Raw genomic sequence first — 2,235 nt, forward strand, 5'->3', positions numbered from 1 at the left:
CCGCCACGCCGCCGCCGGGCAGCAGGTGCTCCGCGCGCGTGTGCACGTGGCCCAGGGCCCAGTAGTCCAATCCGCCCGCCGCCAGGTCCGCGGCCGTGCAGGGCGCGTAGTTGGCGTGGCCCGCGTCGCCGCCCAGGTTCGCGTGCAAGAGGCCCACGCTGAAGTGCTCGCCGGTGCGGCGGAAGCGCGCGGACAGGTTCTCGCGCACCTCCACGTCCGGATAGGACACGCCCTGCACGTGGCACAGGCGCCGGCCCTCGCGCCGCACCTCCACGTCCTCCCACTCCGGGCCGAACACCTTCACCGACGCGGGCAGCCCCAGCGTGCCGGTGTCGCCGCTCAGCGGATCATGGTTGCCGTGGACGATGAAGGTCTGGATGCCCGCGCGGTCCAGCCGCGCCAGCTCCGTGCGCAGCGTGAGCCGGGCGCGCACCGAGCGGTCCTTCACGTCGAACAGGTCCCCGGCCAGCAGCAGGAACGTCACGCGCTCGCGCAGGCACACGTCCACGATGCGCGCGAGGGCGTGGAAGGTGGACTGCTGGAAGCGCTCCAGGAGCGGGCCGTGCGTGGCCACTCCCCGGAACGGCGTGTCCAGATGGAGATCCGCGGCGTGCACGAAGGAGAAGCGCATCGTGCGGGCACCGTACCCGAGTCCCGACGCCTACCCGACTTTCCCACCCCGGAGGGCGATGCGCCGGTGGACACAGAGGACGTCCTGGGGTCGCACGCGGAGTCCACCGGTGGAAACCCGGCACGTTGGACGTGTGTCCAGCCCCCCGGTACGAAGGGATGGGCGCGGGCGTGGCATCGCGGCCCGCCCGCGCCGTCCCGAGGCCGCGATGCATCGGGGCCTAGCGGGTGGGCTCATTCCCCGAGCCGCCCATGTCGCCGCCCGTCCCGGTGGTGTCGTTGCCGCCGGACGAGTCCATGTCGTTGCCGGAGCCCGGCGTCATGGAGCCGCCGGTGTCGCTGCCCGGGGTGCTGCCGGAGCCACCGGAGCCCTCCATGCCGGAGCCGGAGCCCTCCTCCATGCCGGAGCCACCCATGCCCGAGTCACCGGCCCCCCCCGTGCCCGCGTCACCGGCGCCGCCCGTGCCCGGTTCCATCATCGAACCCGTGTCCTGACCCTGGCTCGTGTCCGGTGGCGTGCCCATGCTGGGCTCGGTGCCCTGGGTGCCTCCGGAGCCGCCCGTCCCACCCTGCTGGACACCGGCGCCGCCCATGCCTTCCTGCGAGCGGTCCTTGCTCTGACACCCTGTCAGGGTCATCGCGCCCGCCACCACGCCCAGCACCATCCATCGCGTGAAGCCCTTCATGTCGAACCCCCGTGTTGGTTGTGACGAACCCAAGGCTGGGGGTGGGGCGTCGCGGGAGCATCGTCCGGAGGCTGCACTCCGCCGGGTCGCCCGCCCCGCGGGGGATGGGGTGGGCGCTCGTCGGGCCGCCCGTCCACACACGGCGCTTCACGCTTCGCGGCGCAGCACGAGCAGCGCGTACTCCAGGCCGCCGTCGAGCAGCCCCTGTTGCAGCCACAGGTGCTCGCGCCGGGACTCCGCGCGCACGGCGTTGAGCGCGGCGCGCAGGTTCCTCGCCTCACCGGAAGCACAGGCCATGTGCTCGTGGATGAGCAGCTCCGAGCTCAGCGTCCAGAAGCCCACCGCCCGCGCGGACACGTCGTCGTGCGCCTCCAGCTCCAGGCCCGCCTCGCGCGCGTCGGCGAGGAACGCGTTCACGCTGCCCAGCTGCTTGCGCCACGCGTCCTCGGACGGGTGCACCGCGTTGGGGCGCACCCAGAAGCAGTCCGCGACGGCCAGCACGCCGCCGGGCTTGAGCCGCGCGTGCACGTGGCGCAGCCACTCCGCGCGGGGCTGGGCGCAGGTGTGCTCCACGGCGATGACGGCGTCGTAGCACTCGCGGCCTCGCGGCGGCTCGCCCGAGCACAGCCGGGGCTGCACGCGCGCGCACATGCCGGCTTCGTGCACGAACCTGCGCACGTGCTCCAGGTGCGCGGGCACGGTCACCATCGTCGTCACCCGCGCGCGGTGCTCCTGGGCCCAGTACAGCGCGCCGCCGCCCAGGACGCTGCCCACGTCCAGCACGTCGCCGCCGTCCGGGAAGGGGCCCATGGCGCGCGCCAGCTCCGCGAGCAGCGCTTCCTGCGAACCCCGCAGGCGCTCCATCAGCTCCGGCCCCGGCGTGCCGGCGGGGCAGGCCGGTCCACCAGCCCCGTGACTG

Annotated in this window: 3 protein-coding genes; all 3 read right to left on the bottom strand. The window is 74.0% G+C overall.

Features of this window, described 5'->3' with window-relative positions:
• Nucleotides 1-631: metallophosphoesterase family protein (locus ACLEQD_RS41775; RefSeq protein ID WP_410391476.1), on the bottom strand; the 631-nt coding region annotated here is incomplete at its 3' end.
• A gap of 220 nt (nucleotides 632-851) precedes the next feature.
• On the bottom strand, nucleotides 852-1,316 hold the full coding sequence (locus ACLEQD_RS41780) for a hypothetical protein (RefSeq protein WP_410391478.1): 465 nt from the start codon (nucleotides 1,314-1,316) through the stop codon (nucleotides 852-854).
• Nucleotides 1,317-1,463: 147 nt separating this feature from the next.
• Nucleotides 1,464-2,235: SAM-dependent methyltransferase (locus ACLEQD_RS41785; protein WP_410391480.1), on the bottom strand; the 772-nt coding region annotated here is incomplete at its 5' end.

This window comes from Corallococcus sp. 4LFB, from assembly GCF_046520365.1.
Taxonomy (GTDB): Bacteria; Myxococcota; Myxococcia; order Myxococcales; family Myxococcaceae; genus Corallococcus; species Corallococcus caeni.